Annotated in this window: 20 protein-coding genes and 2 pseudogenes; 9 read left to right on the top strand and 13 right to left on the bottom strand. The window is 64.5% G+C overall.

Annotation, left to right across the window (positions count from 1 at the left end; genetic code table 11):
• Positions 1-240: 240 nt before the first annotated feature.
• Together BKN51_RS21165 and BKN51_RS21160 are read left to right on the top strand one after the other, a co-directional pair.
• A complete protein-coding gene (locus tag BKN51_RS21165; RefSeq protein ID WP_101609282.1) occupies positions 241-1,569 on the top strand; it encodes a PGAP1-like alpha/beta domain-containing protein in 1,329 nt (442 codons plus the stop codon).
• Positions 1,566-5,447: an nSTAND1 domain-containing NTPase gene (locus BKN51_RS21160; RefSeq protein WP_101609281.1), complete on the top strand. Its 3,882-nt coding sequence runs from the start codon at positions 1,566-1,568 to the stop codon at positions 5,445-5,447. Before BKN51_RS21165 ends, BKN51_RS21160 begins: the two co-directional genes overlap by 4 nt.
• Positions 5,448-5,955: 508 nt before the next feature.
• Here BKN51_RS21160 and BKN51_RS44975 read toward each other — a convergent pair.
• The 4 genes from BKN51_RS44975 to BKN51_RS43220 all read right to left on the bottom strand — a co-directional run bounded on the left by BKN51_RS44975 (position 5,956) and on the right by BKN51_RS43220 (position 8,653).
• Positions 5,956-6,102 carry an IS3 family transposase gene (locus BKN51_RS44975; RefSeq protein ID WP_101613361.1) on the bottom strand — a complete coding sequence of 49 codons (147 nt, stop codon included), beginning with the start codon at positions 6,100-6,102 and terminating at the stop codon, positions 5,956-5,958.
• Between the two features lie 15 nt (positions 6,103-6,117).
• The gene (locus BKN51_RS21150) at positions 6,118-6,861 is read right to left on the bottom strand and encodes an IS3 family transposase (protein WP_101609280.1); all 744 of its coding nucleotides are present in this window, start codon (positions 6,859-6,861) and stop codon (positions 6,118-6,120) included.
• Positions 6,858-7,160 (bottom strand): transposase, encoded by a 303-nt coding sequence (locus BKN51_RS21145; protein ID WP_158255784.1) that lies wholly within the window; start codon positions 7,158-7,160, stop codon positions 6,858-6,860. Before BKN51_RS21145 ends, BKN51_RS21150 begins: the two co-directional genes overlap by 4 nt.
• A 212-nt stretch (positions 7,161-7,372) precedes the next feature.
• Complete coding sequence (locus BKN51_RS43220; RefSeq protein ID WP_146044369.1) at positions 7,373-8,653, bottom strand: hypothetical protein; 1,281 nt, start codon at positions 8,651-8,653, stop codon at positions 7,373-7,375.
• 484 nt (positions 8,654-9,137) lie between these two features.
• On the opposite strand from BKN51_RS43220, the gene BKN51_RS21130 reads away from it, so the two are divergent.
• Complete coding sequence (locus BKN51_RS21130) at positions 9,138-10,328, top strand: hypothetical protein (protein WP_101609276.1); 1,191 nt, start codon at positions 9,138-9,140, stop codon at positions 10,326-10,328.
• 401 nt (positions 10,329-10,729) lie between these two features.
• The gene (locus BKN51_RS43215; RefSeq protein WP_158255782.1) at positions 10,730-11,185 is read left to right on the top strand and encodes an alpha/beta hydrolase; all 456 of its coding nucleotides are present in this window, start codon (positions 10,730-10,732) and stop codon (positions 11,183-11,185) included.
• A 257-nt stretch (positions 11,186-11,442) separates the two neighbouring features.
• Here the strand turns inward: BKN51_RS43215 and BKN51_RS21120 are convergent, their stop codons facing one another.
• From BKN51_RS21120 to BKN51_RS43210, 4 genes are all read right to left on the bottom strand, one after another.
• Positions 11,443-11,946, bottom strand: coding sequence for a Pycsar system effector family protein (locus tag BKN51_RS21120; protein ID WP_101609274.1), 504 nt, complete (start codon positions 11,944-11,946; stop codon positions 11,443-11,445).
• A 53-nt stretch (positions 11,947-11,999) separates the two neighbouring features.
• Positions 12,000-13,160, bottom strand: a complete 1,161-nt coding sequence (locus BKN51_RS21115) for a hypothetical protein (RefSeq protein WP_101609273.1) — start codon at positions 13,158-13,160, stop codon at positions 12,000-12,002.
• Positions 13,161-13,173: 13 nt separating this feature from the next.
• The gene (locus tag BKN51_RS21110) at positions 13,174-16,305 is read right to left on the bottom strand and encodes a CHAT domain-containing protein (RefSeq protein WP_101609272.1); all 3,132 of its coding nucleotides are present in this window, start codon (positions 16,303-16,305) and stop codon (positions 13,174-13,176) included.
• Between the two features lie 97 nt (positions 16,306-16,402).
• The gene (locus tag BKN51_RS43210; protein ID WP_158255781.1) at positions 16,403-16,546 is read right to left on the bottom strand and encodes a hypothetical protein; all 144 of its coding nucleotides are present in this window, start codon (positions 16,544-16,546) and stop codon (positions 16,403-16,405) included.
• Between the two features lie 718 nt (positions 16,547-17,264).
• Here BKN51_RS43210 and BKN51_RS21105 point away from each other — a divergent pair.
• The 3 genes and pseudogenes from BKN51_RS21105 (at position 17,265) to BKN51_RS44385 (ending at position 18,123) form a co-directional block, all read left to right on the top strand.
• Positions 17,265-17,510, top strand: coding sequence for a hypothetical protein (locus BKN51_RS21105; protein ID WP_101609271.1), 246 nt, complete (start codon positions 17,265-17,267; stop codon positions 17,508-17,510).
• 29 nt (positions 17,511-17,539) lie between these two features.
• A pseudogene (locus tag BKN51_RS44390) lies at positions 17,540-17,845 on the top strand (cation transporting ATPase C-terminal domain-containing protein); the annotation flags it as partial.
• A 119-nt stretch (positions 17,846-17,964) separates the two neighbouring features.
• Positions 17,965-18,123 carry a hypothetical protein gene (locus BKN51_RS44385; RefSeq protein ID WP_233223772.1) on the top strand — a complete coding sequence of 53 codons (159 nt, stop codon included), beginning with the start codon at positions 17,965-17,967 and terminating at the stop codon, positions 18,121-18,123.
• 49 nt (positions 18,124-18,172) lie between these two features.
• On the opposite strand, the gene BKN51_RS21095 is transcribed toward BKN51_RS44385, so the two are convergent.
• Both BKN51_RS21095 and BKN51_RS44970 read right to left on the bottom strand, forming a co-directional pair.
• Positions 18,173-19,741, bottom strand: coding sequence for an ATP-binding protein (locus BKN51_RS21095; RefSeq protein ID WP_233223628.1), 1,569 nt, complete (start codon positions 19,739-19,741; stop codon positions 18,173-18,175).
• Between the two features lie 4 nt (positions 19,742-19,745).
• Positions 19,746-19,937, bottom strand: a pseudogene (locus BKN51_RS44970) (DUF262 domain-containing protein); the annotation flags it as partial.
• A 1,324-nt stretch (positions 19,938-21,261) separates the two neighbouring features.
• Here BKN51_RS44970 and BKN51_RS44615 point away from each other — a divergent pair.
• A complete protein-coding gene (locus BKN51_RS44615) occupies positions 21,262-21,855 on the top strand; it encodes a TIGR04141 family sporadically distributed protein (protein WP_250645175.1) in 594 nt (197 codons plus the stop codon).
• Entirely contained in the window at positions 21,845-22,891 is a 1,047-nt protein-coding gene (locus BKN51_RS21090) for a TIGR04141 family sporadically distributed protein (protein WP_335645086.1), read from the top strand. Before BKN51_RS44615 ends, BKN51_RS21090 begins: the two co-directional genes overlap by 11 nt.
• A gap of 335 nt (positions 22,892-23,226) precedes the next feature.
• Here BKN51_RS21090 and BKN51_RS21085 read toward each other — a convergent pair whose 3' ends face one another.
• From BKN51_RS21085 to BKN51_RS21075, 3 genes are all read right to left on the bottom strand, one after another.
• Complete coding sequence (locus tag BKN51_RS21085; protein ID WP_101613360.1) at positions 23,227-24,000, bottom strand: DUF2637 domain-containing protein; 774 nt, start codon at positions 23,998-24,000, stop codon at positions 23,227-23,229.
• A 392-nt stretch (positions 24,001-24,392) separates the two neighbouring features.
• Entirely contained in the window at positions 24,393-25,262 is an 870-nt protein-coding gene (locus BKN51_RS21080; protein WP_146044368.1) for a hypothetical protein, read from the bottom strand.
• A gap of 351 nt (positions 25,263-25,613) precedes the next feature.
• Complete coding sequence (locus BKN51_RS21075; protein WP_101609269.1) at positions 25,614-25,988, bottom strand: hypothetical protein; 375 nt, start codon at positions 25,986-25,988, stop codon at positions 25,614-25,616.
• Between the last annotated feature and the right edge of the window lie 18 nt (positions 25,989-26,006).

Raw genomic sequence — 26,006 nt, 5'->3', positions numbered from 1 at the left:
GGTGATTTCGCCTAGGCGTTGATCGCGACTGGGCTCCGTTATGTCTCCGTTTGCTCCGGTGTGCTGATAGGTGGAGGAGTGCTCTGCAGAGCCAGTTGGTGGTGTAGCAGTCTTTCTGCTTGTTCGTCACGACCGCTGGGGTGGGGACTTCAGCAGGTTCGGAGTTCTGCGACGATGTAACACGGCCGCCGCCGACGGTGACTCTTACTTTGCGTGACGTTTGTCACCAGGGGAGGTGGGATGACACCGGACGCGGTGATGGTGGTGCCAGGCATCATGGGCAGCGAGCTGGTGGACACCACGACGGGCAAGACGATCTGGGGCTTGCGGCCGAGGCAGGCTGTGTCGGTGTTACTGCGGGGAATGGAGCCGCTCGCGCTTACCAACGCGGAACGTGGCGGTGACACGAGCCGCGTCAAGCCGGTGCGCCTGCTGAGGTTTCCCGCCTACCTACCCGGTCTGACGGGGCTGGAGCCCTACGCCGGCTTGGTGCGGGAGCTGCGTGGTGTGGTGCGCCATCCCAGCGCTGTCGCCGAGTTCGCCTACGACTGGCGGTTGCCGGTCAAGCACAACGCCGCGTTGCTCGCAGACGCTGTCGACGCCCACCTGTATTACTGGCGTGCGCGCAGCGACCGGCCGGACGCCCGGATCGTTCTGGTGGCTCACTCGATGGGCGGGCTGGTGTGCCAGGCGATGGCTCCCACCGACAAGGTTCGCGCGACAGTTACGCTGGGCACCCCGTTCGACGGCGCGGCGAAGGCCGCGCTGATGCTCGCTCCCGCGACCGGACTGCTGCGTCAGCGGCTGAGGGCGGCCGCGGTGACCATGCCCGGGCTGTACGACCTGCTGCCGGCCTACCGGTGTGTCGACACCGTCGCCGACGTCCGTCGGCTCACCGTCGCCGACGTCGTGGGGCTTGGCGGTGACGAGGGCTTCGCGACCGCGGCCTTCATCGCGCGGGCCGAGCGGGCGGCATCCGCGTTGCCGCAGCACTGGGCGTTGATCGGCGTGGAGCAGCCCACAGTGTCGTCGTTGACGCTGCATGCGGGTGCGGCCAGCGGCACCTATGACACCTTCCTGCTGCACAGCGACGGCGAGTTAGTCCGCGACGAGCATGGCCGACTGCGGCGCGTTCGCGGTTTCGGTGACGGCACCGTTCCCCGCAACTCCGCCGTGCCTCACCACCAGGAGCGGCACATGGTGCTCGCACAGCAGCACGCCAGCCTGGCGCACTCCGACGAGGCCGTTACCTTCGCCCGTGACATCGTGGAGCACGGCCGTGCTACACAAGAACCGCGGCTCGGCGTCGGCGATATCGGCCTCGTCTTGCCCGATGTAGTATCGCCTGGCCAGGAATGGACTGGGACTCTGAGCGGTATCGACGATCCATTCCACGTGGCCAGCACCCTGACTGACGCGGACACCGACGTGGTCGTGGATCATCCGGCGCCCGAACTCCGTGATGGCCGGTTGGTGATCACAGGTGTGGTGGATCGGCCGGGCCTCTACCGGCTGCGGGTCGATGGTGGCAGCACCCCGGTGGTGCAGTTCCTGCTGGCGGTGCCGTGACCGATCAGTACATCGAGATTCATCCTGTCGCCCTTGGTCACTACTCCGACCCGGGTCTGCCGCCGTTGGACGATGTCGATGCCGAGGTGACCACGCTGGCCGAGTTGCTGGCGGACTTCAGTGGCGTCGTGACCGACTGGCTGGTTCCGATGGAAGACCGGGGCAGCGACGCGGTGGAGGCCCGACTGTCCGACTGGAGCAGTTCAGAGCACCCGTTCTCGGTGCTCTACTGGGTGGGGCATGCCAGCGCTAACCGGGCAGCTCCACGCCTGCAGCACGCCCGCAGCCACGAACGCGAGAACCGTCCCGGTGTCAGCGCTGACCGAATGGCCGGCGCCATCGCACCCCGCAGCCGCGACACGGGCGACCACTGGCACATCGTGGTGATCGACACCTGCTGGTCGGCCGCGTTCGTCCAACAGGTCAGCGCCGCCGTCGATGCGATGCCGGGCAGGCGAAGGTTCCTGCTGATCGGTACCTCCGGTGACGGATCCACCACGCTGGGCCGGTTCACCTCCGCGCTGCGATCTGTGCTGCGGCACAGCTTCGGCGCCAGCGACCGGATCAGCCTGTGGGACCTGGCCAGCGAGCTGCGCCGCACGTTGCCGCGCGCCGAAGTGGTCCCCAAGAAGATCACCGACGACGCCGCGCTGCACCGGACCGCACCCCTCACCGGCGCGCCGCTGGACGTCATCGACGAGATCAACGCCGTCCTCGCCGACCTCTCAGCCGACGAACGCGGCCATTTCATCCCCAAGGCCCAAGGCGGCGAGCTCGGGGAGCTGGCCTGGTACTTCCAAGGCAGACGCACGGAGTCCGAGCGCATCACCAACTGGCTGGCCACCCACGACCACGGCGTGCTGGCCGTCGCCGGCGCCGCCGGATCGGGCAAGTCCGCGCTGCTGGGCAACTTGCTCGCACAGACCCGGCCGCGACTGCGGTCCGTCCTCACTCGGCACAGGCTGATCACCGAGCTGACGCCCGCGCAACGCCCGCCTGACAACACCTTCACCGTCGTGTTGCACCTCACCGGACTGTCCACTCAGGACGCAGTCGTACAGATTGCAGCCGACCTCGCCCTAGACGGCCCCGACCCCGCTGCTACCCTGACCGAGCGCCTCGACCACCTGCTCGCCGACGTCGCCCACAGTGCCCCGCTCACGATCCTGGCCGACGCCCTCGACGAGGCCGTCGACCCGCTCACCGTCGCCAACGCGCTGCTGCGCCGCCTGGGCGCGCTGGACGGCGTCCGTGTCGTCGTGGGTACCCGCCGCGACACCAGCGAGGGCCCAGACCAGCCGCCGTCGAAGCGCCGTAACCTGCTCGATGCGTTGCGCGCCAACAGGATCATCACTCTCACCCGCGACCCAACGGCCATCGGCCGCTACGTTGTCAGCCGCTTGACCACAGCGTTCGGATACACCGACGCCATCAACGACACCGCGATCGCCATCGGCGTCAGCTCCCACGAGTTCCTCTTCGCTCGCCTGGCCGTCCACGAGATCCTCGCCGCCGGAACACCGCCGACCGGAACCGCAGTCGACGACCTGCTGTCCACCGATCACCGCGGCCTGTTTCGTCGGGCCGTCACCCGGCTCAGCCACGCACACCCGGCGTCCACTCCAGTGCTCCGCGCCCTCGCACACGCCCAAGGCCGCGGACTCCCGGTCAGTGACGGCGTATGCGCGCTGACCGCGACCGCGCTCGCCTCCCAAACGATCAGCGACGCCGAGGTGCACGCCGTGCTCGACGCCGCCGCGCCCTACGTGCTGCTCGATACCGACCACAGCCAGACCGTGTACCGCCTCGCTCACCGCACTTTCGCCAAGCACTTCACCGCCGATGCACATCTGGCCATCACCGCGGCCATGACGAACTACCTGGCCGAAGCCCCGGAGCAGTCTGCAAACTCCTACCTCGCCCATCATCTCAGTGGCCACGCCGGATACGCCGGCGAGCAAGCGTGGATCCTGCTCGGCCACCACCCCGGCGTCCTCGACCGACTCGATCCCGCTTCCGTGGCCGCCGACGCGTGGCGCACCGCATTCGGCCGCCATCCACTGCCACCCGCCATCGCCGGTGTTATCGGCGCCAGCCACCAGCTCATCACTGCCGTACCTTCCGAACGCCCGGGAATACGCCAACTCGCCATGACCCGGCACACTGCGACCCGCGACATCCACCGCCACGAACCACCGCCACATGACCAGCGTGCCTGGCATGTCCGCTGGGCAGCGCTTGTCTCCGCCCAGACCCACCGCACCCTCGCTGGCCATGCTGGCGGAGTGCTGGCGGTGGTGGCGGTGCCGTTGCCTGACGGCCGTACCTTGCTCGCCGCCGGCGGTCTGGATGGCACGGTGCGCTTGTGGGACCCGGTGACCGGTCGCTTGGTCAGGGATGTTCTCACTGGCCATATCAACAAGAACTGGGCGATGACGGTGGTGCCGTGGCCTGACGGTCGTACCTTGCTCGCGACCGGGAGCGGGGATGGCGAGGTGCGCTTATGGGACCCGGTGACTGGCCGCTTGGTCAGGGATGTTCTCACTGGTCACATCAACAAGAACTGGGCGATGACGGTGGTGCCGTGGCCTGACGGCCGTAGCTTGCTCGCGACCGGGAGCGGGGATGGCGAGGTGCGCTTATGGGACCCGGTGACCGGCCACCCGGTCGGCAACCCTTTCACTGGTCATACCTACAAGAATTGGGCGATGCTGGCGGTGCCGTGGCCTGACGGCCGTAGCTTGCTCGCGACCGCGAGCGGGGATGGCACGGTGCAGATGTGGGACCCGGTGACCGGCCACCCGGTCGGCAACCCTTTCACTGGTCATACCTACAAGAATTGGCTGATGACGGTGGTGCCGTGGCCTGACGGCCGTAGCTTGCTCGCGACCGGGAGTGGGGATGGCAGGGGGATGCGGTTTTGGGACCCGGTGACCGGCCACCCGGTCGGCCATCCGCTGGCCGGTCACACCTTCGACGTGTGGGCGATGACGGTGGTGCCGTTGCCTGACGGCCGAACCTTGCTTGCGACCGGGAGCGAGGATGGCACGGTGCGGTTGTTGGACCCGGTGACCGGCCACCCGGTCGGCAACCCGCTCGCCGGTCATATCGGCTTGGTGCAGGCCATGGCAGCGGTGCCGTTGCCTGACGGCCGTACCTTGCTCGCGACCGGCAGCCTGGATGGCACGGTAAGGCTATGGGACCCGGTGATCGGTAATTCGCTCTCCGGCTACACCCGCAGTGCAGGGGAGGTGTCGGCCATGACTGCATTGCCATCGCCCGACGGCCGTACCTTGCTCGTCGCCGTCGGCGGTCTGGATGGCAGAGTGCAGTTGTGGGACCCGGTGACCGGCAACCCGGCCAGTGACGTGCTCACCAGCCACACCTACTCGGTGGCAGCGGTGGAACTACCGGACGGCCGTACCTTGCTCGCTACCGGCGGTCTGGATGGCACGGTGCAGTTGTGGGACCCCGAAACCAGCCACCCGGTCGGCCATCCGCGCGCCAGCCACACCGACAGGGTGCTGAAGATGGCAGCGGTGCCGTTGCCTGAGGGCCGTACCTTGCTCGCGACCGCGAGCGGAGATGGCACGGTGCGGTTGTGGGACCCGGTGACCGGCCACCCGGTCGGTAGCCCCCTCGCTGGCCACAACAACAAGGTGCGGGCGATGACAGCGCTGCCGTGGCCTGACGGCCGTACCTTGCTCGCGACCGGCGGCCTGGATGGCACGGTAAGGCTCTGGGACCCGGTCACCCAGGCACAACTTAAGGTGATCGTTGTAAGCAAACCCGTGCACACGATCGCTCCCTTGCCGGAGGGAGCGATCGCTGTCGCGTTGGAGGACGGACTCGCTGTGTTGTCGGTCGGTATGGTCTGAGGCCGGCGCCCGGGCGGCGCAACTGACCGCGCGCAGGCCGGTCGAGCACGCCATCGCGGTACTGCGCGATCTCGCCGACAACGGCGATTGGCACGCTGCCCTCGAGTTGACGAACCAGTTAGTTGAGCGGGGGCAGATTGAGGAGCTGGAACGCGAAGTGGCAGCGGGAACGAAGGCGCGGTCGCCGCTCTGCGTCGCGTATGGCCTGAAGGAGTGACCTGCGGCGATTGACTCGCTAAAGCGTGGACCTCACTCCGGTCGACTGAAAGCGACCAGACCGGCAAGGTCGCCAACGCCAGTACTGCTGCAGGTTGGTGGTATCCCCATCGCGTCAAGGAGCGACTCGTTTGTCCATAGTGGACAAGTGAATTCGTAAGTTGTGAACGAGTGTCAAAACGCCCCGGTTGTGCTGGCTGAAAATTAGCTTGTATGGCGGCAGGCTGGTTGAATTCGAAACTTCCCAGACTGGGGTTGACCCGTTTTGACGGACAGGGTCGTTGAGGTGGTGTCAGGCTACTTGACGGCCGGAGGTGTCTTCGGTCGTCAGGTGGCTTGTTTTGTAGGCGTTGGGGCTGAGATAGCCGAGGCTGGAGTGTCGTCGGCGGGTGTTGTACCAGCCTTCAATGTATTCGAAGATCGCCTTGTGCGTGACGATCCGCGTCGGCCAGCCTTACCGGTCGATCAGTTCGGCTTTGATGGTGGCGAAGAAGGACTCGGCGACCGCGTTGTCCCAGCACTGTCCCTTACGCCCCAAAGATAAACGCACCCCATGGTCCTCGGCGAGGTCACCGAATTGGGTAGAAGCGTACTGGCAGCCCCGGTCGGAATGGAAGATCACCCCGGGCTCGGGCCGGCGCTGCGCGACCGCGTTGTCGAGTGCCTCGGCGATGAGCTCGGTGCGCAAGTGGTCCGCGGTGGCCCACCCGACGACCCGCCGCGACCTGAGATCGATCACCGTGGCCAGATACAACCAGCGCTCCCAGGTGTGAATATAGGTGATGTCGCCACACCACCGGGTGTTGATTTCTGTTGCGCTGCAAGAGAAATCCCGCTTGATCAGATCAGCGGAAGTGGTCGCTGCCGGGTCGGGAACCGTCGTGGTGCGCCATCGTTTCGGAGCCCTGCCCGCCCGCCCAGCGGCGCGCAGGAGCCGGGCGACGCGCTTGCGGGAATGCCGCCGCCCGCGGGCGCGCAGCTCCGCGTGGACACGGGGTGTTCCGTAGGTGCCTTTCGACTCGTCGTGGATCGCGATGATCTCGGCGGTCAGTTCGTCATCCTTCTGCTGGCGGGCGGAAGATTCGGCGTCGCAATGGGCGTAGTAGGCGGCTCGGGAGACCTTGAGTAGCTCACAGGAACGTTTCACGTTGCCGGTGGTGCCGGCGTTCTCCGCCTCGATGAACGGGTACACGTTCACCGGATCTCCTTCGCGAAGAAAGCCGTCGCTCGTTTGAGGATCTCCACGTCCTCGGACAACCGGCGGTTCTCCCGCCGCAACCGGGCCAGCTCGTCCCGCTCGTCAGTGCTCAACCCGTCGGCGCGGACCCCCGCGTCCCGCTCGGCCTGCGCGATCCACTGCCGCACGGCAGTCTCAGTCAGGTCAAAGTCCTTCGCGACCTGACTGATCGAACGGTCACCGCGCTGGCACAGCTCGACGATCTCAGCCTTGAACTCCCGCGTGAACGAACGCCGAGCCCGAGGCTTCTTCTTGCCCATAGTCTCCATGATGACGGACATCCTTCCGGAGGCACACGCCCCCTGATCTTGGATGTCCGTCAAAACGGGTCAAGCCCAGACTGCCCCCGTGGGGCTGTCCGACGTGTTCCCGTAATGCGGGTCGTTGTGTTGCTCTTAGCGGTTCATCTCTCGGCCGCTAAGTTGACGTGGGCTGACGTCAACGCATTCTCTGTGGTCATTGGCTGCCGTGCTCAGGTGCGATCCATGTGACGCTCTACGAAGCCTGCGAGTCGTGACCAGGTACTACCGGAGGTAGTTCCGCTTCCAAGCACGAGTCGGAGGAACCCGTTTGGCGGGTCATCTGGAACTCTGGTGAGCTGGATGACCTCGTAGGCGTTCACACTGCTCTGCTGGAGCTGCCTCAGCTGACGCTCTTGCGATCGCCATCCTGCTTGTTGGTCGAGCGTGAGCTGAGGAAACCGCGTTATCCAAGGGGTCAGTTGTGGGGTGAGCACCTCGTGCACGGCGGGGAGAACATCGTCGCGTACGAGGTTGTCAAGGTCCTTGCCGTTTGGTGGTGGTACAACCAGCAGAATGGCTTTCACTGGCACCAGGAGAGGGTTGAGTACTGGCCAACGGCGTGTCCACCGTTTCAACTGGTCGCGCAAGCCATCGCGGAACACTGGGCGCTCGCCCTTGGCCCCCGGCAATGAGGGCAAGGGAATATGCAAGACGTTGGATAGCAACATGTCCCGGTCAGACTCGGCGATGCTATTAAATAAGTCGTTCGAGTTTCCTGGCCTTCGGGTGCGGTTGATCAATGTGGTGCTGCGGCTCAACACAGACGCGACCAACGCGTCATTCGCCGCGAGGAGAGCTTCTTGGACCCGAGATCGGTCATGCAGCTGTAACCACATGTTCAGATCGGACCACCTCTGCCGCTCTGCCGGTCCGGAGGCCGTCCGAAGGTCGAACGTCGGCGTGAGGTCGACGTCTGGCACCTCGGGCACGTGAAAGGGTGACTCCTCGTCGTGGTCGTCGATGAGATTGCGCAGGACGTCGGCAAGATCGAGGTCGGCCACAACGTCTCGCAGCGGTCTCGCCAGAACGGCGGTGTTCGCCGGCACGCCTCCTGGAGTCTGCCCCAGAGGTTGCCAGACGCGCACGTGCAGCAAATGAACCTGACGGTCGTCGCGATAGAGCAGGTAGCGGTGCCCGCCTGCGGGTGCCTTCGGCGGTGCAGCGCCCAGTAGGTCCAGATACCGCTTCGCCAAGTGGTAAAGGTGAGGTGGTTGGTCCGCCGAGGTGTGGAAGTCGAGATCCAGCGCGACCGGTCCGGTCAGAGGGCCCTGTCGGACTTCTGCGAGCTGAGAGACGCCGTGTTTGAAATCGTCGGCCCGTCGGCGCTTGTCTGTCTTGGTGCCATGCCGGAGAGGTTCGCCGTGCAGGAGCAGCCGCCGAGTGCGGAGGTGTCTGTACCGCCAGGCGATCGTCTGACCTTCTGTCGAAGACCAGAATTCCTCAGTGTACATCACGTAAGGCGCAGAGTTCGCGAGCATGGCACAGCGACAGCTTACGGGAGCATGGGGCAGACGCGGGGATATCGAGGTAGCTGGGGCGTCCACAGCCTCGGCGACATAGCCGCACGCCACGCCACATCCTTCGGTGGTGTGCCGGTTCCCGAGCGCCTGTTGTGACGGCTGCACCATGTCGCTTGGTGTGCAGGTGCAGTGCTCATATTCGATGTTGCACTATTGCCGACGGCGATGTGCCGGGTTGTCGGTACGGTTCCGCGACGTAGGGCAACCGATAGTTGAGAAGCCTTTCGTGTCTTCAGGGCTTCGCTGTTCGATGCTTCGCATCGCGCTCGTCGGTGTCAGGCAGCTCCGATCGGGGTCGTCCGCCTCTGGGCCGTTCGGGTAGTCGGCAGGGCTGCGTGGAACGGGTGCAGTGCAATCAGCGATCACTAGCCGTAGCGCACTCTGGTTCTGCCGTCTACCGAGCAGGGAGTCCCGTTTGTCCGGGAAGTGGACCAAGTACCTGGCGCTCGGCGCGTCGTTCCTGTCTGCAGTGTGTCTCGGGGTTTACATCAACAAGCTCTCCGACATCGCAGACAGCTGGTGGGTGTTGCTGCTGGGCACGATGACCTTGGCCATGATCCTTGCGGTGTGGGTACGTCGGCGTCGGCAGGTGGCGCCGGTGGTCCGTGTCGTGTTCTACGTGGCGTCTGGAATGTCGGGTGTGGGCATGATTCTTTCCCTGTTGTTGGGGCCGTTGGTGCTGCAGCGGGCTGGGGCGATCGCGGCCGCTAGCGGCCTGCTGGTCGTCGGGTTGATCACTCAGGGCGTCGACTTGGCGGCCCGACGGTTGACGTCTGTCGCGCTACTTTTCCTCGGGGTGTCGTGCGACGTGGCCGCGTTGCAGAGTCAGGATCGTCAGTCCCAGTTGCTACTTCTGGCGTTTGCGACGGTGCTGCAGTTTGCGGCGTGGAAGAGCCGATCCACGGAGCCGGGTGGGATGGTGCCTGCACTAGTTGTGCTGGTCTTGGTCGCTTCTTTCGGGCTGCCGACGAGGCCGGAGGCTCCAGCGGGTGCGGCGGTGGTGGTTCTTGCTTGCGGGGTTGCCGGCCTGACGTCCAGGCATAGCGGGGATAGCCGGTTGCGCCTATTGGTAGTTATCTTCGGCTTCTGTGGGGCGATCCTGGCCTACATGCTCGTCCGGGGGCAGCACGTGGTTCTGAACACCGCTCTGGCGGGAGTGGCTGTGTCAGCTGTTGGGTGGGCGGTGGCGACCCGGCGCGGCCGTGACAACCTGGCGCTGGCGGCACTGTCGGTCTTCGCGACCTGCACTGTGGTGGTGGGTGCGACGATCGCATGGTCGACCACGCTCGGTCTCGGTGGCGCGTACCTTGCCACGGCTGTTGCGGTGCTGCTGAACGGCGTGCTGGTGTGGCTTCCGCGGTTGCCGGCGGTACAGGCCAGATGGGACTACTTCCTGAATGGTCCTGACGATATCGGCGACGGTGACGGCACCTCGGCATCCGCGGAGCCGACGCCTGCGGGGCACGTGCTGAGTGCCCCGCAGGAGGTCGGCGCGTCGGAGGCTGACGGGGCTCCGGAGGCGGGCGGGAAGGCTGGACCGCCTCGAGCTAAGTCGAGCACGGGCAAGAGTTGGCCCCGGCGGCGTTGCCGACGTCCCGGTCGGTAACCGCCGTCAAAGGAGCCTGCGCCATCCACCAGTTGCTCGACCGAGGATAAGCGAACGTCGGTCGTCGCCGAGACCATCACGACGAAGTTCGGCGACGAAGCGCACCAATTCCTCGACGCGTACCTGAACTCAGGGGTCGGAGCGAGTACGGCTCGTCGCGCTCTTCAGCGGGATGTTGTGGCTGTCTTTGCTCGGCTACCTGGTCCTCGGCAGGCAACGACCACGTCTACCATTTCGGCGCTACGAAGGAGGCGGTCACCGACGCGCTGCTGGATCTGCGGGCGAAGGCCCCCGATCGGAACACGGTCGACAGCCTGCTCCTCGGAGCGCGCCGCAAATGGCCGGACTCGGCCCGGCAGCTGGTGAAGCTCCGCTCCGGCGGCAAGGTGCCCAGTACGGCCGTGTCCACCCGCTCCGGCTTCGGCTGGGACGACCCGAACCCGGCGTTCGACCCGGACCAGCAGAACGCGTTGATCTGCAACGAATCAAGCGGTCCCCGCGACTTCGAAGCGCACTGGCGCAACCACCTCGCGCTGTCCGCCGAACTCCCGGTCGCCGGCAGTCACGGCTCCTACGACGGCTACTGCGTCGGCTGGCCGTTGCCCGCCACCACGTGGCACTTCAAGCCGGGTAAGAGCCCACTGCAGCTCGTGGGTCACGCCTACGAGTCGGTCACGCCGCTACCGTGGGCCCACGACATGCGCGCCCACATCGGCGGCCCGCTCCTCACCGTCGAGGACGACATGCACGGCTCACTGTCAATCCTGCCGTGCGCCTCGAAAGCGGTCGAGTTCTTCGACACCGGCAAGACCTCCAACGCCACCTGCCCAGGTGCTCCGATCCCCCCGGCGGCCTAGGACTCCACCAGCCGTGGCTGGACCACCGCGGAGCAGCCCTGCACGCCACACTCTCGATGCCCTCGAGGACTCCGCAGTCCTGCTCACTGTGGGGGCACACCGATGAGGCGGGAAATGCCTGGCAGGGCGGGCCGTGTTGTGAGCCGGTGTGAATGACCTCGCGGGCAGTCCCCACCTCGCGGGACGCCTCGGCGCCGTTGCCGGAGAAGACCCAGCGTGTCACGGAGATCTTGCGCAAAGAGACCGTCGGCGCTCCGTCACGGACCTAGTAATGCGTGCGCCAATCCTGCTGCCACCTGTGTGGCCAACGCGCCGCCAAGCGACCAGATCGCGAATGCGACTTGCTTGAACTTTCGGCGAGCCACTCGGCTGTTGGCCCACAGCTGCTCAGTAATCGACTCGCGCATCAGACCGTCGCGATCAAGCATGCCAATAAAAGCGTGTTTGAAGTCCAATGCTTTCGGATATCGGCGCGCGATGTGGTCGAAGTACATCAGTGAACGAGGTTCGCCCGTGCGAATTCGTGGCGCAAATACGCGAAGTGCGACAAAGGTGCTGATCACCGTGAGAATCAGGCTCAGTATGGCTAGGCTGGCTAGCCAGGGCTCTTGGCGCCAGGCGTTCTGTCCTGGCGCGGATCGGACGAGCACGGTGCCGAGCACTCCGCTCGCGGCGAGCGTGGCCGCGGCCTTGGCGTCGGCGACCTTGATCCAATCGTTGGTCTGGAGCAGCGCCTTCCAGGCGTCATCGGTGTCGGCCACCGGTCAAGTGTGTCCCACGGCCAGCGTTCGGACCAGAGTCGCCGCAGGTGACCTCAGGACTTGTGGCTGAGCAGGTAGGCCGTCGCCTGATAGGTCTTCACGACTACGTCGTGCCGCGTGAACGGCAGCTCGGACAGGTCGCCGTGCTGCCGCACTATGTCGTCGTAGAGCGTGTCCGACACGACGATTGCCATGGTGGTGTCCGGTTCACCCATTGCCTCGCGCGCCGGCTCACTGTTCGCCATCCGACAGAATCGGATGACGGTCGGGCCGGCGAATCCCAGCTCGCTTGGCTCGACCGGGCCGACGTCGATCGCCATTCTCAATTTGATCTGGTCGGCGTGCTGAAGGTTGTCCTCGCCGAGGAGGTGAGGCATTGTGCACACCAGGTGTCGCATGGCTGTGACCGCGTCGATATCCGGGAGAAAGCTGTTGAACCCGTCGCCGGTGGCTTGAAAGTATCCCGGTTCGACGGCGACCCCCGTGTGCTGTGTGAATCGCTGAAGCAGCGCGAGAAGTCGCTGCTGTGCGATGCGTTGTTGGTCGCTCGGGCGCGAGCTGTAGTCGACGATGTCAACAGTGAAGCCGATTCGATAGCGCAGACCGTCGGATTCCGAACGTCGGTGCGGCAGCCGAATCGTCATCGTGTCGGGCTTGCCGCGGGCGTGCATGCCGAGTGTGCGCTCCGGTGTGTGATCCCCGGTCACGCGGACCTCGATTTCGTGGCACCCGGTGGGGGCCATGACGATCAGCCAGCCGTTGTGGGCGCCTGGCCGCACTGTCGCGGTGTGCTGCCAACGGATGTCGACGCCACCCGGACTGGAGACCCGCACTTCCGGAGTGAGCTTGGGCACTGGAACGTGATCGACGAGCAGACCGTGAGCATCCGAGGTGTGCCGGACGAACTCCAGCCGCTCGGTGACGGCCAGCCGCTCGGGTGGACACGGCATCGTCACCAGTCGTGGCCAGGCGTCGCGGATCCGGACGTCCGGCGTGTGGAATGCGATTCCCAGCGTAGCCGAGCGCAGCGGTGGAGTGCTGTCCTCGGCGAGCAGGTCGTACATGATCTTGATCAGGTAGATATCGTTGCCGTCGTCCACGCTGATGTGATCGACCTGCATCGCCTGTACGCCGATGCGACCGATGCGGATGTCAGCAGCGCTGAACGACCGCAACTCCTCGGTGAGAAGTAGCTCGACTTCGGCGACGTACACCGAGCCTCCCTCGTCAGATGCCGACATGAATCCAGGCTGCCCAAGTGTGTGGCGCGTCCACGTGGTCTTCGCGAACCGACCGGACCGCGTTGTGCAGCGCGAGGGCGGTGTCGGCGGTCGCGGGTGCGGTTGCGCCGTCCTGGGTCAGCTGGCCGTAGACCGCTGCGGCGACCCTTCCTGCGGTGGCGTTCACGGGGGTTAGCGTACCGATGACGTGACGGTAGCCGGCCAGGTGGAACGAGCCCGTGATGTGCACTGCCTCGTCGATGAGCCGTGGAGCGGTGTCGGTGGTGTTGCACGCCGACAGGAAGGCGAGGTCGGCGTGCGGCAGATCGAGATCGGAGATCTCGGCGACCGTAAGTGGCGCGGTCGCGTGGTCGTACAGCACCAAGTGGCTCGCACTGGGATCCCGCGGGTCGCCGACTGCGTGGCTGGCGATGTGGACGATCGAATGCCGGGGTATCGCGTCGACCACCGCGTTATGCGTGGCGGTCTTGTCGATCAGGTGGGTTGCCCCCGGGATCAGCCTTACGATCGTGTCGGCCTCGGCGGTGGCCGATCGCAACGGCTCCTTGCCAGGTGTCGTGGGCATCGCCACGATCAGCGCCCGGTCTTCGGCCCACGGGGAGGGCGTGCGGGCGTGCGTCCTCAGCGTTGTCGTGTACGAGGAGACGACCCGGTCCATCACCGTCCGACGCAGACCATCCTCGTGATAGCCCGCCGCGTGCAGCGGCAGCGAACTCATCGCCGAGATCGGGCACCACCACACGCGCGGCCAATGCTTGTCACTAGGCTGGCTGAGGCCTAGGTGGTCGAGCACGGGTTGTGTGACGTTGTCCCACAGCCAGCGCAGCACGCCATGCATGTCGTCCAGCGCGGCTTTGCGGTCGGCGTAGGACGTCGCCCGTGCCGCCGCGAGGCATCTCTCTTCGAAGCGATCGGACTGTTCTGCGGCGGCGATGTCGGTGATGTTCAGCGGTATGTGGTCCACTGGCCGACCCGGATGGAGCACGAGTGCGCCGCCTTCCGAACGTGTCGCGTACGTGATCACCACCGGGCCTTTGCCGACCTGGGACTCCGGTGGCAGCAGGAACGTGCGCAGCTCTGTGTTCGAGCGGATGTGCTCGACGAGATCCCGCCAGCGTGTCACGAGTTCCTCGCGGCGGACCGACGGCGGCGCGGCCACGTAGTCACCGGCCACAGGGTCGCCGATGACGGGATGATCGACTGCGTCGAGCGCATCGCGGAGGCGCTGGTATTCGCGGTGGAGGTCGGGGTGGTGCTCCCGCAGAGTTCGCAGGTCGGACCTTGCGTCGAGGGTTTCCGCGATAAGGAGGGCGCGGGCTTGCTCGCTCAGTTTCACCGCGTGGTCGAATCGATCGGCGCGCACTGCGGCGGCTGCGGCCTCAGCCGCCAGTCCGGTGGTCTGCCCGACGCTGAACTCGTGGTCACCACGGGCAAGGCGTCGTCGGCTCAGCTGCGGAAGCAGGGCGATCGCCTCCTCGAACGCGGCGACGGCCGCGTTCGGGCGGTCCGCTTTCGACTCGATGCGCCCGAGGCGCCACCAGGCGTGGATCCGGTTGAGCAGCGTCGCCGCCGGCGCGGTGGTCGCCTCGGTGAAAGTCGCCCGGGCGTCATCGAGCAGGTCCGCGTCCAACTGCGCAGCCCCGAGGTTGATCAGGGCAGACGGCCGGTGCGGCGATCCAGGCGGGATCAGGTTCGCCGCACGACGGGCGTACATGGCGGCCTCGCGCGCGTCGTCCTGATCATCAGTGTGGGCGTAGCGCCGTCGCAACGCGTGCGCCGCGTTCGAACTCGCCGAACTCGCCTCGGGGTCGTCATCGGGCACCGCGGCGACACGACGACCGACGGCCACCGCCTCGGCGAACAACGCCTCGTCGTTCGTCTCCGAAGCGAGCGCGACCATGGGCGCGATCGCATGGGTGAGCACCCACCTCAGCTTCGGATGATCGGCATCCAGTTCGCCGACAGCCTGCCGGCACAGCTCTACGGCCCGGCGCGCGTGCTCGACGTCGTCCGTGCGCTCATACAGCGCCAACACCGCGTTGGCGGTGTTGACCAAGTGGTCGACATGCGCCGGCTCCTCGACCGACGTGATCGTCAGAGCCATGTCGATCGCTTCGACCGCCTGCTCGGCGAGCGCGAGTTCGTGGGTGCGTTCATGCAGGACGCGCAGCGCGGTGCCGTACTCGACAAGCCTGTTGGCCAGGTTCTTGTGGTCGTTCCGGGTGCGAAGCATCGCGGACCGCGCCAGTCCGGCCGCCTCGGCGAGCGAACTCACCTCACCGGTGAAGTTGAAGTGGGAACGCAAGGTCGACGCCAGGCAGGCTTCATTGTGCGCCCGGTCAGGGGTCTGCTCATCGGTCCATTCGAGAGCCTGTCGCGCGAGGGCCACCCCGGCCTCGACGCCGGCGAGGTCGACCGCGGCAGCGGCGCGGCGGAGGGCCAGATTCGACATGACGTCGGGCCGGTTGGGGTGGGATTCGGGCGTGGCGTCGAGCGCCTTCTGGAACGTGGACACAGCAGCGGCCAGCATCTCCACGTCGCTGTTGTGCGTGGCGAGATCCCATGTCGCGTTGGCCAGGTTGGACAGGAGTCTGCTCGCATCGTCTCCAGGACCGTCCAACATGGACACAGCGCGCTCGCCAACGTCGACCGCTTCCCGGATCGTCGCTTCGTCACCGGTGCGAACGTACTGCGTGCGCAGGGAGTTCGATAGATTCGACAGCCGCATCATCCGTGAACGGTCGTGGTCCGGTGTCGCCGCCACGGCCTCTCGCGCGACGCGTACTGCGTCGTCCAGCACCTCGCTGTCGGAGGTGTGCCAGTACATCATCTCCAGTGCGGCGGCCAGGTTGGACAGATAGGTGGGATCACCGGGCGCCAGCGCGACCACCTGCCGGCATGCCGCTACCCCCTCGAACAGCAAGTCGAGATCGTCCACGCGTTCGAACAGCAGAATCAGGCCAGCACCGAGGTTCGCCACCCAGGAGAGCTTGGGTTCCGGAGCCCTAACGGCCCGACGCAGCAGTTCCACCGACTCGCGCAAAGCGGCCAGCTCGTTCGTCGCAAGGTAGCGGCGGTACAGGTCGACGGCACGCCGGGCCGAGTCCGCGTGTGACATCAGACCAAGTTAGCTGTGCCAGCTGGACCGCGACACCCACGGCACCGCCCGCTCGGAGTCTGGGCAACTGCCGGCCGCTGGAGGGTGCCAACTTCGCCTACACCGTCGACAACCTCGACGCGCTGCGCCGCGAGCACGACAAGGTCACCGACGAACTCACTGCCCGCCCCGGCCTGCCCCGATGCTGGCGCAGCGTCTCCGGGCTCGCCGCGAGCAGATCGCCTTGTTCCTCGACCGCCACCAGAGAAGCCGTAACCCGACGCCTTGATCTGCTCGCCGCGAGGACATGCTGAGGGCGGTCGCCGAGACGGCCAGGAACTGCCGACGTCCTCGCGGTCGCGGGCCAGCTCGGTCTGCCCAACATCACCTTCCACCGTGCTTCGCCGCCGCAGTCGAGCCCATCAGACGGCGACAGCCAATCAGTCACTCCTCCATCGGAGGCGGTTCGTGCCAGCTTGTCTCCGGTCAACGGTCAGGCCGAAACCCTAACTACAACCCAGCCAGTCACCGTCCACGCTGGGGAAACACCCCGTGGAGACGGCCCTGAACTCTGCGGGCTAGGTCCAAGCCAGTCTCGATGACATGACGAGGCGCGTCCGGGCTGCGGACGAACAGTTCGTCCAGCTGGCCCCATGCGGCCCACAACATCAACATCCCCACCGACCTGCGAGGATGTTGATATTTTATTCGGCATGTTCACCTCGGCGTTGGCCGCGATTGGGCTCCGTTTCGTCTCCGTTCGCTCCGCTGTGCCGAAGCCTGCGCCCAGCTAGCTATACCGGGTGAACTGCACGCCTGTTGCTTCCCCATCAGGTGAGCGGTCAGGCGTGCCGGGCTCTGCAACATCCCTGGCGGCTTCCGCGACGTTGATGGGCATGACCGACGACGCACGTCCCGCGCCCAGCAGCACCTCGGTAGCCCTCCCAGGTAGGCGGCTGCGGAAGCTAACGCCAGCTGCGATGTGGACGACGGCCATCGTGGTCGTGGCCCTCACCGCGGGCGCGGTGACCGTGCTGTGGTGGCCGGCCACCGCCGGACTTAACGGCGCCGAGCTGGTGAACGCGCGGCTGAACGCGCTGAAGATCGGGCTCAGTATCGGCGTCGGCAGTGGCGGCGTGGTCGAGCTCGACCGCTGGCGCCGCCAGCGGTCGAGCTCGGGCGGGCGACGTTCGTCAACATCCGCCGGTTCCTCACCTATCGCCTGACCGACAACGTCGCCGAGCTGACACCGTTCGTGGTGTGGGCGTTCGCCAGCGGGCAGACCCCGCTCGCTATCACGGTGCTGCAGGTGCTGCCTCTCGACATCGGCACCGATCTGCTGCGCGCCGTGGCGCTCGGTGCCGAGCCACCGAACAAGCGAACGATGGCCGGGCCCGCGCGCGGTGGTTCCCTCATCGACGGCAGACAGGCCCGGCGTGCCTTCGGCGTTCTCGGGTCCGCGGAGGCCCTGATGGCGATGGCGGCGTTCCTGATCGTGCTCCTCGTCGGCGGATGGTGGTTCGGCGACGTGTCGGACGCCGGGTTGCTGGCAGCGGCGTCCGGGACCGCGTTCACCGCGATCGTGCTCGGCGAGCTCGCCAACGCCTTCGCTGCCGCAGCGAGTCGCGCTGGATCGGCCGGGTCGGCGTCCTGGGGAATCCGCTTCTGTTGTACGCCCTCGTGTTCGAACTTGGAATGCTGGCACTGTTCCGGCTGCTGCCGCCGCTGCCCGGGTTGCTCGGCGGCGCCGTCCAGGGTCCACTGGGCTGGGTGCTGGCGTTCGCCGCCGTGCCGGTGGTCCTGCTGGCGGACACCCTTCACAAGGCCTTCCGGACGTGAACCCGGTAGCGGGTCGCCTCTGGCCTTCAGCTCTCATACGACTCATCTGTCAGGAGAACCTCCTTGCCAGCTGTGCTACGGTCCTTGGTTCGATCGCCTTCTTTGTCTCGTCAACTTCGCGCCAGAAGACTTCCTCGTTAACGTAAGAAAGTTCCGCTTGCGGGGGAACGGTGATAACAATTATTCCGAGGCCGTAATAGTCGTTGTAGTCGATTGATGAAAGAATAGAGTCGCGCAATGGTTGGCTTAGTTTCGAGTTTCTTATGGAATTCTTCCAGCGTGCCAGGTAGGTTTCGACCGTCTCGTTAAGGGCAGCTGCTTCACGTCTGACGCCTACGACGTATCGGCGGCCAACGCGCCTAGGCTCGATCTTATCCAGCAGTTTGGCGCGAGTGGCGTCTGCCTCCTTGTCGGTGACGCCTATTACTATAGAACCAGATCGGTTGGGTCCGTTGTTGGCGATGGCGCAAATAGTTTCGATAACCTTTTCAAATACGCTTCTGTCGAGTTCTCTATTTGTGTCAAGCCTTAGGATGCCTTGTTTGAGTTCGTAGCTCGGAAGCTCGATCTCAGACCTTCTGATGACAACGTCAATGTCAGTGCTGGAATGATTTCCTCGATAGTCCTGCGGGCTACCTGGAACAAGGCTGGAGTTTATTAATCCCTTGATAGTATTTAGATTCTTGCGGCGCTCCTCGGGTGATGTTGCTCGCCGACTGGTGTCGATTCTGCTGTACAGTCCTGTTATCGCAGATTTAACGCCTTTGTAGTCGGCAATTTTCTTTTGTTCGCCAATAAGGGCTTCGTGCAGGGCAACCATGAGCACTGTAAATACCGCCGGGAATGCGTTGGTGCTGGCTTTCGCGAAAATTATGCTACGCAGCTTCCGTGAGCCGCCTGCGTCACATACCGCCAAGAGTTCGTCGATGCAGTACTTAAGTTCGTCCTTCAATCGTTCTGCGCCGTAGACGTCTAGGGCGTCGACTAGGCGCGAGTTCTCGGCACTTCCCGACTGGTATGCGCGATCCAAGGCGTCCTTGGCGCGATCGATCATTTGGCCGCCGACAATGCATGCTGCAATGTCTGCTAGGCACTGCTCGTCCATTGAATCCCGTAAATCGGTAGATCGAAGCACTCCCTGGTTTACCCAGAAAACCTCATCGGCTATCACCTCGTATCCATGTTTGGTCATGGGCAAATCAATACTAATTGACGGCATTTGTGCGAGGTCGAGTATCTCGCTGGACGCATCGCCACGGATCTCACACGCGAGTTCTCTGACAAGTGTCGAGAATTCATCTTGAACGCCAGCCTGTCGACGTTCCTGATCGCTTAGCTGATGGCCGTAGGTGTTGATTCGCGCGAAAACGTCGTCGATCTCGGCTTCGGTTGCGCCACGCATTACCGAGATGGCGAGAGAGTAGTCTAGGAAAGTACTTACCTCGCGCGCCGACAACAGGCTAACGTCCGAGGTGATCGAAAAATGCCCGGCATCGGCGCGGGCCTGCGCTGTAGGAAACTGTGAAACATCGAAGAAACTTGTTGCCGAGGTCGGGGAACGCGCTCTCGATAAAAGAAACAAGAGTGTGCAGTCGTTGTAATCCGTCAATAACTTCATATCCGCCACCGTCACGTTCGGCTAGAAGTATTGCTGGAATTGGGAATTTTCTAAGGATTGACTCAACCAGCTTCTGCTTCTCAGTCAATGTCCATACCAGCTTACGCTGGTAGCGACGGTTTACAAATAACTTACCTTCGCTATACCATGAAAATATCGACTGGATCGTTTTTGGTTGGGAGTCAAGTTCCGCCATGCTGTGGACAATGCCATAGCGGGTTCCTGGTGAACAAGAGGCTCGGTCCTGTGGCACGTCTCAAGCATCGTCGAATTGGGGCGCTCAGCGCGGCGGGAGCCGGGCTCGTCATGTATGAGCCGGATACGAATGGCAAGTGGGCAAAATGTGTAGCTTCAGTGGCTCGCCAGCTCGGCCGGTGGAGAGGGCCGTTTGCGTAGCCCGTCTCGTAGGTCGGGATGCGCTAGACCGGACCGGCGAGCATCGCTCACCGGTCCGTCGTCGCGCGTCCTCATCCTGCTTGCGCCACCCATTCGCCTTCGTGGACGCTAATGGCCGCTGCCGGTACCCTCGATGTGCGGATGCTCGGACAGTTTCTTACTGCACTAGCGCACGTCGCGATCTCTGACCCGACATAGTGCAGCCTGCCGATCCGGTCTCCTCTATGCGCCCCGCGTGCTCGGCGGCGGAGAGAATTGCGACGGCTCCAGCTGCACGGGAGCACCCCACCTCAGCCGCAGAATCACGCAGTGCCCAAACGCATGTCGTCCCTCCCGGTCAGTGGCTCCGGTCGCGCAGCGGTGGAGCTACTGACTCGCCCAACGGCCGGAGCACCTCGCCTAGATCCCGGTAGCCGGCGCCACGCTGGGCCGCCAGGTGGCGGTCTCGCAGGCCCGGTCCGGAGTGCCGTTGGTGAGGTTCACCAGTGCTCGACCGCCAGGGCGTGCGGCTTCACCTCATCGTAGATGGCCCTCTGTGTCAGGTGTGCTGAATGAGAAACCCGCATCAGATAACGACTACTCGCTGCAAGTGTGGTGGTAGCAGGCACTTGCAACGCCATGTTGGATGCCTTCAATATCAGCCATAGGGGTTATTCGCACTCGATCGGCTGGGGCGAATGTCGCTTCCCTGTCAGAATTACTGAAGAGTAGCAAGTCAACCGCCGATTGGCTCAACTTTATGGCTGATTCCCGCTTACCGACTGTCACTGACCGCTGGGCGCGGAACGCGGGGGTGGTGCTTCGCCTGACGGAGGGCGGCGCATCATAGGTTCACGCGAGCTTCACAGGTCGCGTGAAAACGCGGCCCCCTGCTGGAACAGGGAGCCGCGTGGTGTTCCGAGTCAAAGTCCGGTGTCCGCGCAGAACGCCAGAACATAGGAACGGTGGTGAGCGTAGAGGCGAATGCTCCAGGCCGCTAGTGGGAGCTTGATCACTGTCGGCTTTCTTGTCTGGTTGCTGCCCGACGGCCGACGCTGTGCCATCTCGTACTCGCAGGTGGCGACAGCGCGTCTGTCCTCATACTGAAGGGTTCCACTGTGCCCACCCGTTCTTCCTGCAGGCCTGTGTCGGTCTACCGCCTCGACGGCGGTCTTGACCTGGCCCAGTACCTCCTGTCCGTGTCTTCTGAAGAAATCCGTGTCAACGAGACCGTCGACGTCGGCGGAATCGAGTCTCGCTTCGTCGCAGGGCTTCTGCGGTCCGAAAATCCGTCGTGGGCCGATCATGCCGCGTCTCTGACGGGCATCGATATCGATCTTCCCGGTGACCAGCCGTTCGGCGTTCTCCTCGTGCCACTCGATCCGCGAGTTTTCGCACTCACTTGGGGCGCCGGTCATCTCCTCATCGATGACGAGCTCATGGAGCCAGGTTTCGGTCTTCTATTCGGGATTCGTCGGTTGGACGCCGCCCATCTCGGCTTGGTCGCCAGCAAAGCACTGGACGTCAGCGCTCGCGCGACCCAAACCTCCTATCCCGGTGGGAGCGATCTCGCCGGCTTCAAGATCGAACCCTTCGGGGAACTGATCAACCGTCTCGCCGGAGCAGCTGACTTGAGCGGCCTGACCTACGGCAGCGAAACTGGGAAACTCTACCGCATTCGAGTAGGGAACGCTCTCTGGGCGCCCCTGGCTCGGGAGCCGAAAGTCCCTGCTGGCTGATCTTCGTGCCCTCTCCGCGGTCGTCGACGAACCCGACGACGACTCCGCGCTCAAGTTCATCATGCAGACGCGCCCGCTACCCAAGCATCACCCCAAACGGGCCGGACTGAACGACCGGCTTGCCGCGGCCCTCGGCGGTGACGACGCGGCAGGCGTTCTGGGCTTGGCCTGGCCCGACAACGCCGTCGAGGACATTGAACACGCCAGCTCGCTGAAGATTGTCAGGCTTGGTCCCTGGGGGCCGTTCGTCACGGACACGAACATCGAACTGGAAGACTTCGTCGAACGGTTCAGGCTGCTTCCGTTGGCAGACCGCATCGAGAGCCTGACGACAGCGCGAGCGGTTACCTGCGAAGACGATGCTGGTCAGGTCCATGCTGGCTCGTTGATCTCCCTGCGGAAGTGGTTTGCCTTCGAAACCACGATCGACAACATCCGTTACTGCTACCACCAAGGAAAGTGGTTCCACATCGGAGAAGGCTTCGTCGAGCAGATCCGCGACCAAGTGGCCACTCTGCTCGCGAACCGGGCCAGCCTGTCGTTTCCGCATTGGACGCCGACCAAGAAACGCGACGATGAGCACCGGTATTGCGAGGCGGTCGCCAAGCAGGACGGCTACTTGTGTCTTGACCGGAGCTTCGCCTCCACCGCGTTTCATCGGCAGTTCGAGCTCTGCGACATCGTGGGGCCCGCTGACGAGCTTGTGCACGTCAAATGGCTCGGTCGCGCGACCGCGGCAAGTCACCTGTTCACCCAAGCGCAAGTGTCCGCGCAAGCCATCCGGGACGAGTCCGAGGTTCTGGGCCAGCTGAACGCCAAGGTCAAGAACCTTGCCCCCAGCCGGCCTGCCCTTGATCCGTCAGTCGTGGTCTTGGCGGGCGCCGGTCGCGTGTGGGACGTCGACCAGCTCTTCACGCTGTCGCAACTGAGCCTGTTGCGTCTGAATCTGACGCTACGGCACCTACGCTGCACGTTGCAGTTCGCAGACATCCCGTTCACCGCCAAGGAGCGCCCGGCTTCGCGAATCGCGGCCTGACCGACGATGTGGCTGTGCGAGCTGTGAGGACAGCTCGCACAGCCACACCACGAAGACCTGGCGACCTGGGAGACTGTCCAGGCGTCGAAGCCGAATATTGGAACGGAAGGCGACAATGGCGGAACCTTCAGCGGAGGGCCGGAAGTATGTACGACTCACGGTCGATCTCTGGTATGACCCAGGCACCAAACGTGTTCACCTGACGAGTAATGATCCAGATCTTCCGCCGCAAGGCATACACACGAACCTCAAGCCAGGCACCCAAGCCGATCGGAGTGCCCGAGCCTTGCTTGAGAAGTTCGGCAAGCTACCCGATGGTGCGTGAACCCTTTCGCTTACGGTTGCATGTGTTCCGCCGATACCTTCATGACGATACGAGCTGTGTCGACTGCGGACGGTATGGCCACCACTTCACCGTGTGGATGATCTCCGGCCGTCGGCGAATCCAGCCGACCGGCTTTCCGCCATTGCCGAAGTACTCGGCGGCCGTAGTTGTGGGTTCCGGCGGCACGGTCCAGGTCGGCCCCAGTGGGTGTCCGCCCCATCTCGCGTTCGATCACGTAATGAGCCCACATGCGTTCTTCCGCGGTCTTGACCGTGACAGTCTCTTGCTTACTCGTCGGATTCAGCTGGTTGGCTGCGGCGACTATCGGATGTTCACGAAAGTCCTCGACAGGTGTGACTGCACCGGCTCTGTGGCGCTTCAGCGCACGGTTCAGGAGTTCGACGGCAAGGAGCAAGGCGAGAGGTGGGCAAGCGGCGACCGTAATGCCGAGGATGCTGAGGTCGGGTGTCGAGCCGATATTGGCGCAGAGCGAGAGCGAGATGCCGAAGATGAACGCGAGCCATGCGGCCCAGCGGCCTCCTGCCCGTTCTGAGTCAACAGGCTTCCAGAGTTCGACGGTGGCGATCATCAGGAGGCCGTCGACGATGAGCGGCCAGATCGAGGCGGTGGTGTGGTCTGCGCCGAACTGCAGCGCGAATTCGCGTCCATGGCGGTACGAGGCGTAGGCGGCGCCAATGGCGACCAGAGCCGTGCAGCCGCATTGCACTGCCAGTGCCGGGTCGTGCCACGGACGAGACGCAGTTGCTCCATTCGAGGTGCTCATGGCGATCACTGGGCCGTGCGACGGCGCCGTTCGATCACCGTCGTCGCGGAGATCCGCAGCTCACGGGGCATTTTGGTTCGTGAGGTACCTGTTGGAGCCGCGCCGGGGGCACAAGCAGGATGCACATTGGGTCTGGCCTGGGCAATGACGTTGTGATGCGGCGCTGCCGATGGCGGTTATCGCGTCCAGGTCCCCGGATAACGTGGCTCTGATGGTTGCTTGGTCGTTCTGGTAGTGGACTTTGATCGTGAGCCGTGTCAGGTCTAGTAGGCGGTGCAGTAGGTCTGCTGGGGAGTGGCGCAGGTTGGCCTTCAGATAGGGCAAGGCGGCTAGCAGGTTCGCTTGGTCTGGGTTCGTTCGGCGCGGGTCGTCGGCGTCGCCGGTGATTCGGCTTAATGCGTCGAGGAGTGTTTTGCGCTCGTTGAAGACGTCGTTGTAGCGCTGTCTGAGGCCTTGCCTGAAGGGATCGTCGGGGTCTGCGTTTTCGGCTTGGCGTAGCAGGTTGTCTTGTTTGCGGCCACCACACCGGCCGAAACACGACCGTGCACCACCTCGGGGTCAGGCTGTGACCGTCGCCGCGAGCCCCTGGAAGGCCGCAACACCGCGGTACCGGCCAACGGGTACTGCTCGGCGAGCAGTACCCGTACCTCGCGGCCCGCCGGAGACTCGTCGGTCACCTCCGTGGCGCTGTTGCCACACGCGTCGATGGCGAAACGGATCGTGTCCGAATCCACCTGCGCCTCGCGGAGCATCTGCTGAACCTGCCGGGCGACCGCGGGCCACAACTGCTCGGCACCGGCGGACTCGGCGAGCGCGGTCAAGCGTGCTTCTGACTGGGACCTGACAGGCCCGTCTTCGGAGAACGTGTGCGGCAGTAATGGAAGTATGACGCTGATGAGACCGGACTCGCTCATGATCTCGTCATCGACCGGTCGTCCGCATACCTGGCCTAGGAACTCGATCGAACTGGCGGGCACATGGTCGTCGGACCACCCGTCGAGGGAGAGCCCTGCGCGATCGGCGACCTGGTCGAGCTGGCTCCATTCCGGCATGGTGCGAACCGGTGCGGAAAATGGGCCGATCGGCCCATTTTTGTCGGCGTAGGCCAGGCGACGTTCCGCGTTGTCATTCGCCCCCACTGACAGCATGCGCGAATTTCCCGCCAGTCGCCGGAGAACGGCGTCCCTGCTTCCCTTGTGCACACTCCGCTCGAGATCGCCGCCGAACTGGCTGAGCACCTCCGCCGTGCTCGCTGACTCCACAGCGCTGATGCAATAATTGCTGTACCTCTGCATCCACTGAAACAACGAGCTCACACAGTATTTGATTGCCCCGGTTACCGTTCCGCGTCTAATGGCCCGACATCCCGATAGCTGGTGTCCGGTTCGTGCGGCTTTTGGGGAAGGGCGGCGACCTCGACCAGCGGATCGCCTAGTGGTCGGGACGGTCGGGCAGCAGGACCGCCGGCTTCTCACTGACCTGATCGCTGGCAGCGGGTCGCAGCGTTCCTGTCACGTTGAGGTCATCCAGCTCGAGACTGCCGACCTTGTCAAGGCAGGGGAAGCGGCCACGGCCGCAGGATCGTGGGTACTTGGCGGGCCAGGTATCTGAGATCAGGAGTTCTCGACGAGTCGCTTCAGGATGTGTGTGAGGTCGCCTTCCGCGAGGAGTCCCACGAGCACCTCTGTCATGCTGTGGATACCCGGATCCCGGACGATGAGGCCGTCGGAGCACCAGAAGTAGGTGCCGTCCAAGGCTTCTCCGGTCTGGGCCCACTTGGCCATGAGACGTTCGACTTCGGCGACGGTGACAAAGGTCGCGCTCCAACGGGAACCGTCCGGTAGCCGAACCTCGGCGTCGCTGTTCGCCACGTCGTGTAGGTCTTCCTCCGCGTTGAGTCCCGTGAACACGACCTCGAATCGTGGAGTCCGGACACGGTAGACGGGTCCGTCCCAGCCGTGGGACAGCACGTCGGTGTTCCAGTCCATTGGTGATTCTCCCGGGGG

The organism is Amycolatopsis sp. BJA-103 (assembly GCF_002849735.1).
In the GTDB taxonomy this organism is placed as follows: Bacteria; Actinomycetota; Actinomycetes; order Mycobacteriales; family Pseudonocardiaceae; genus Amycolatopsis.
Note: the sequence above shows the minus strand (reverse complement) of the source record. Positions and strands in the feature narration are given on the sequence as shown.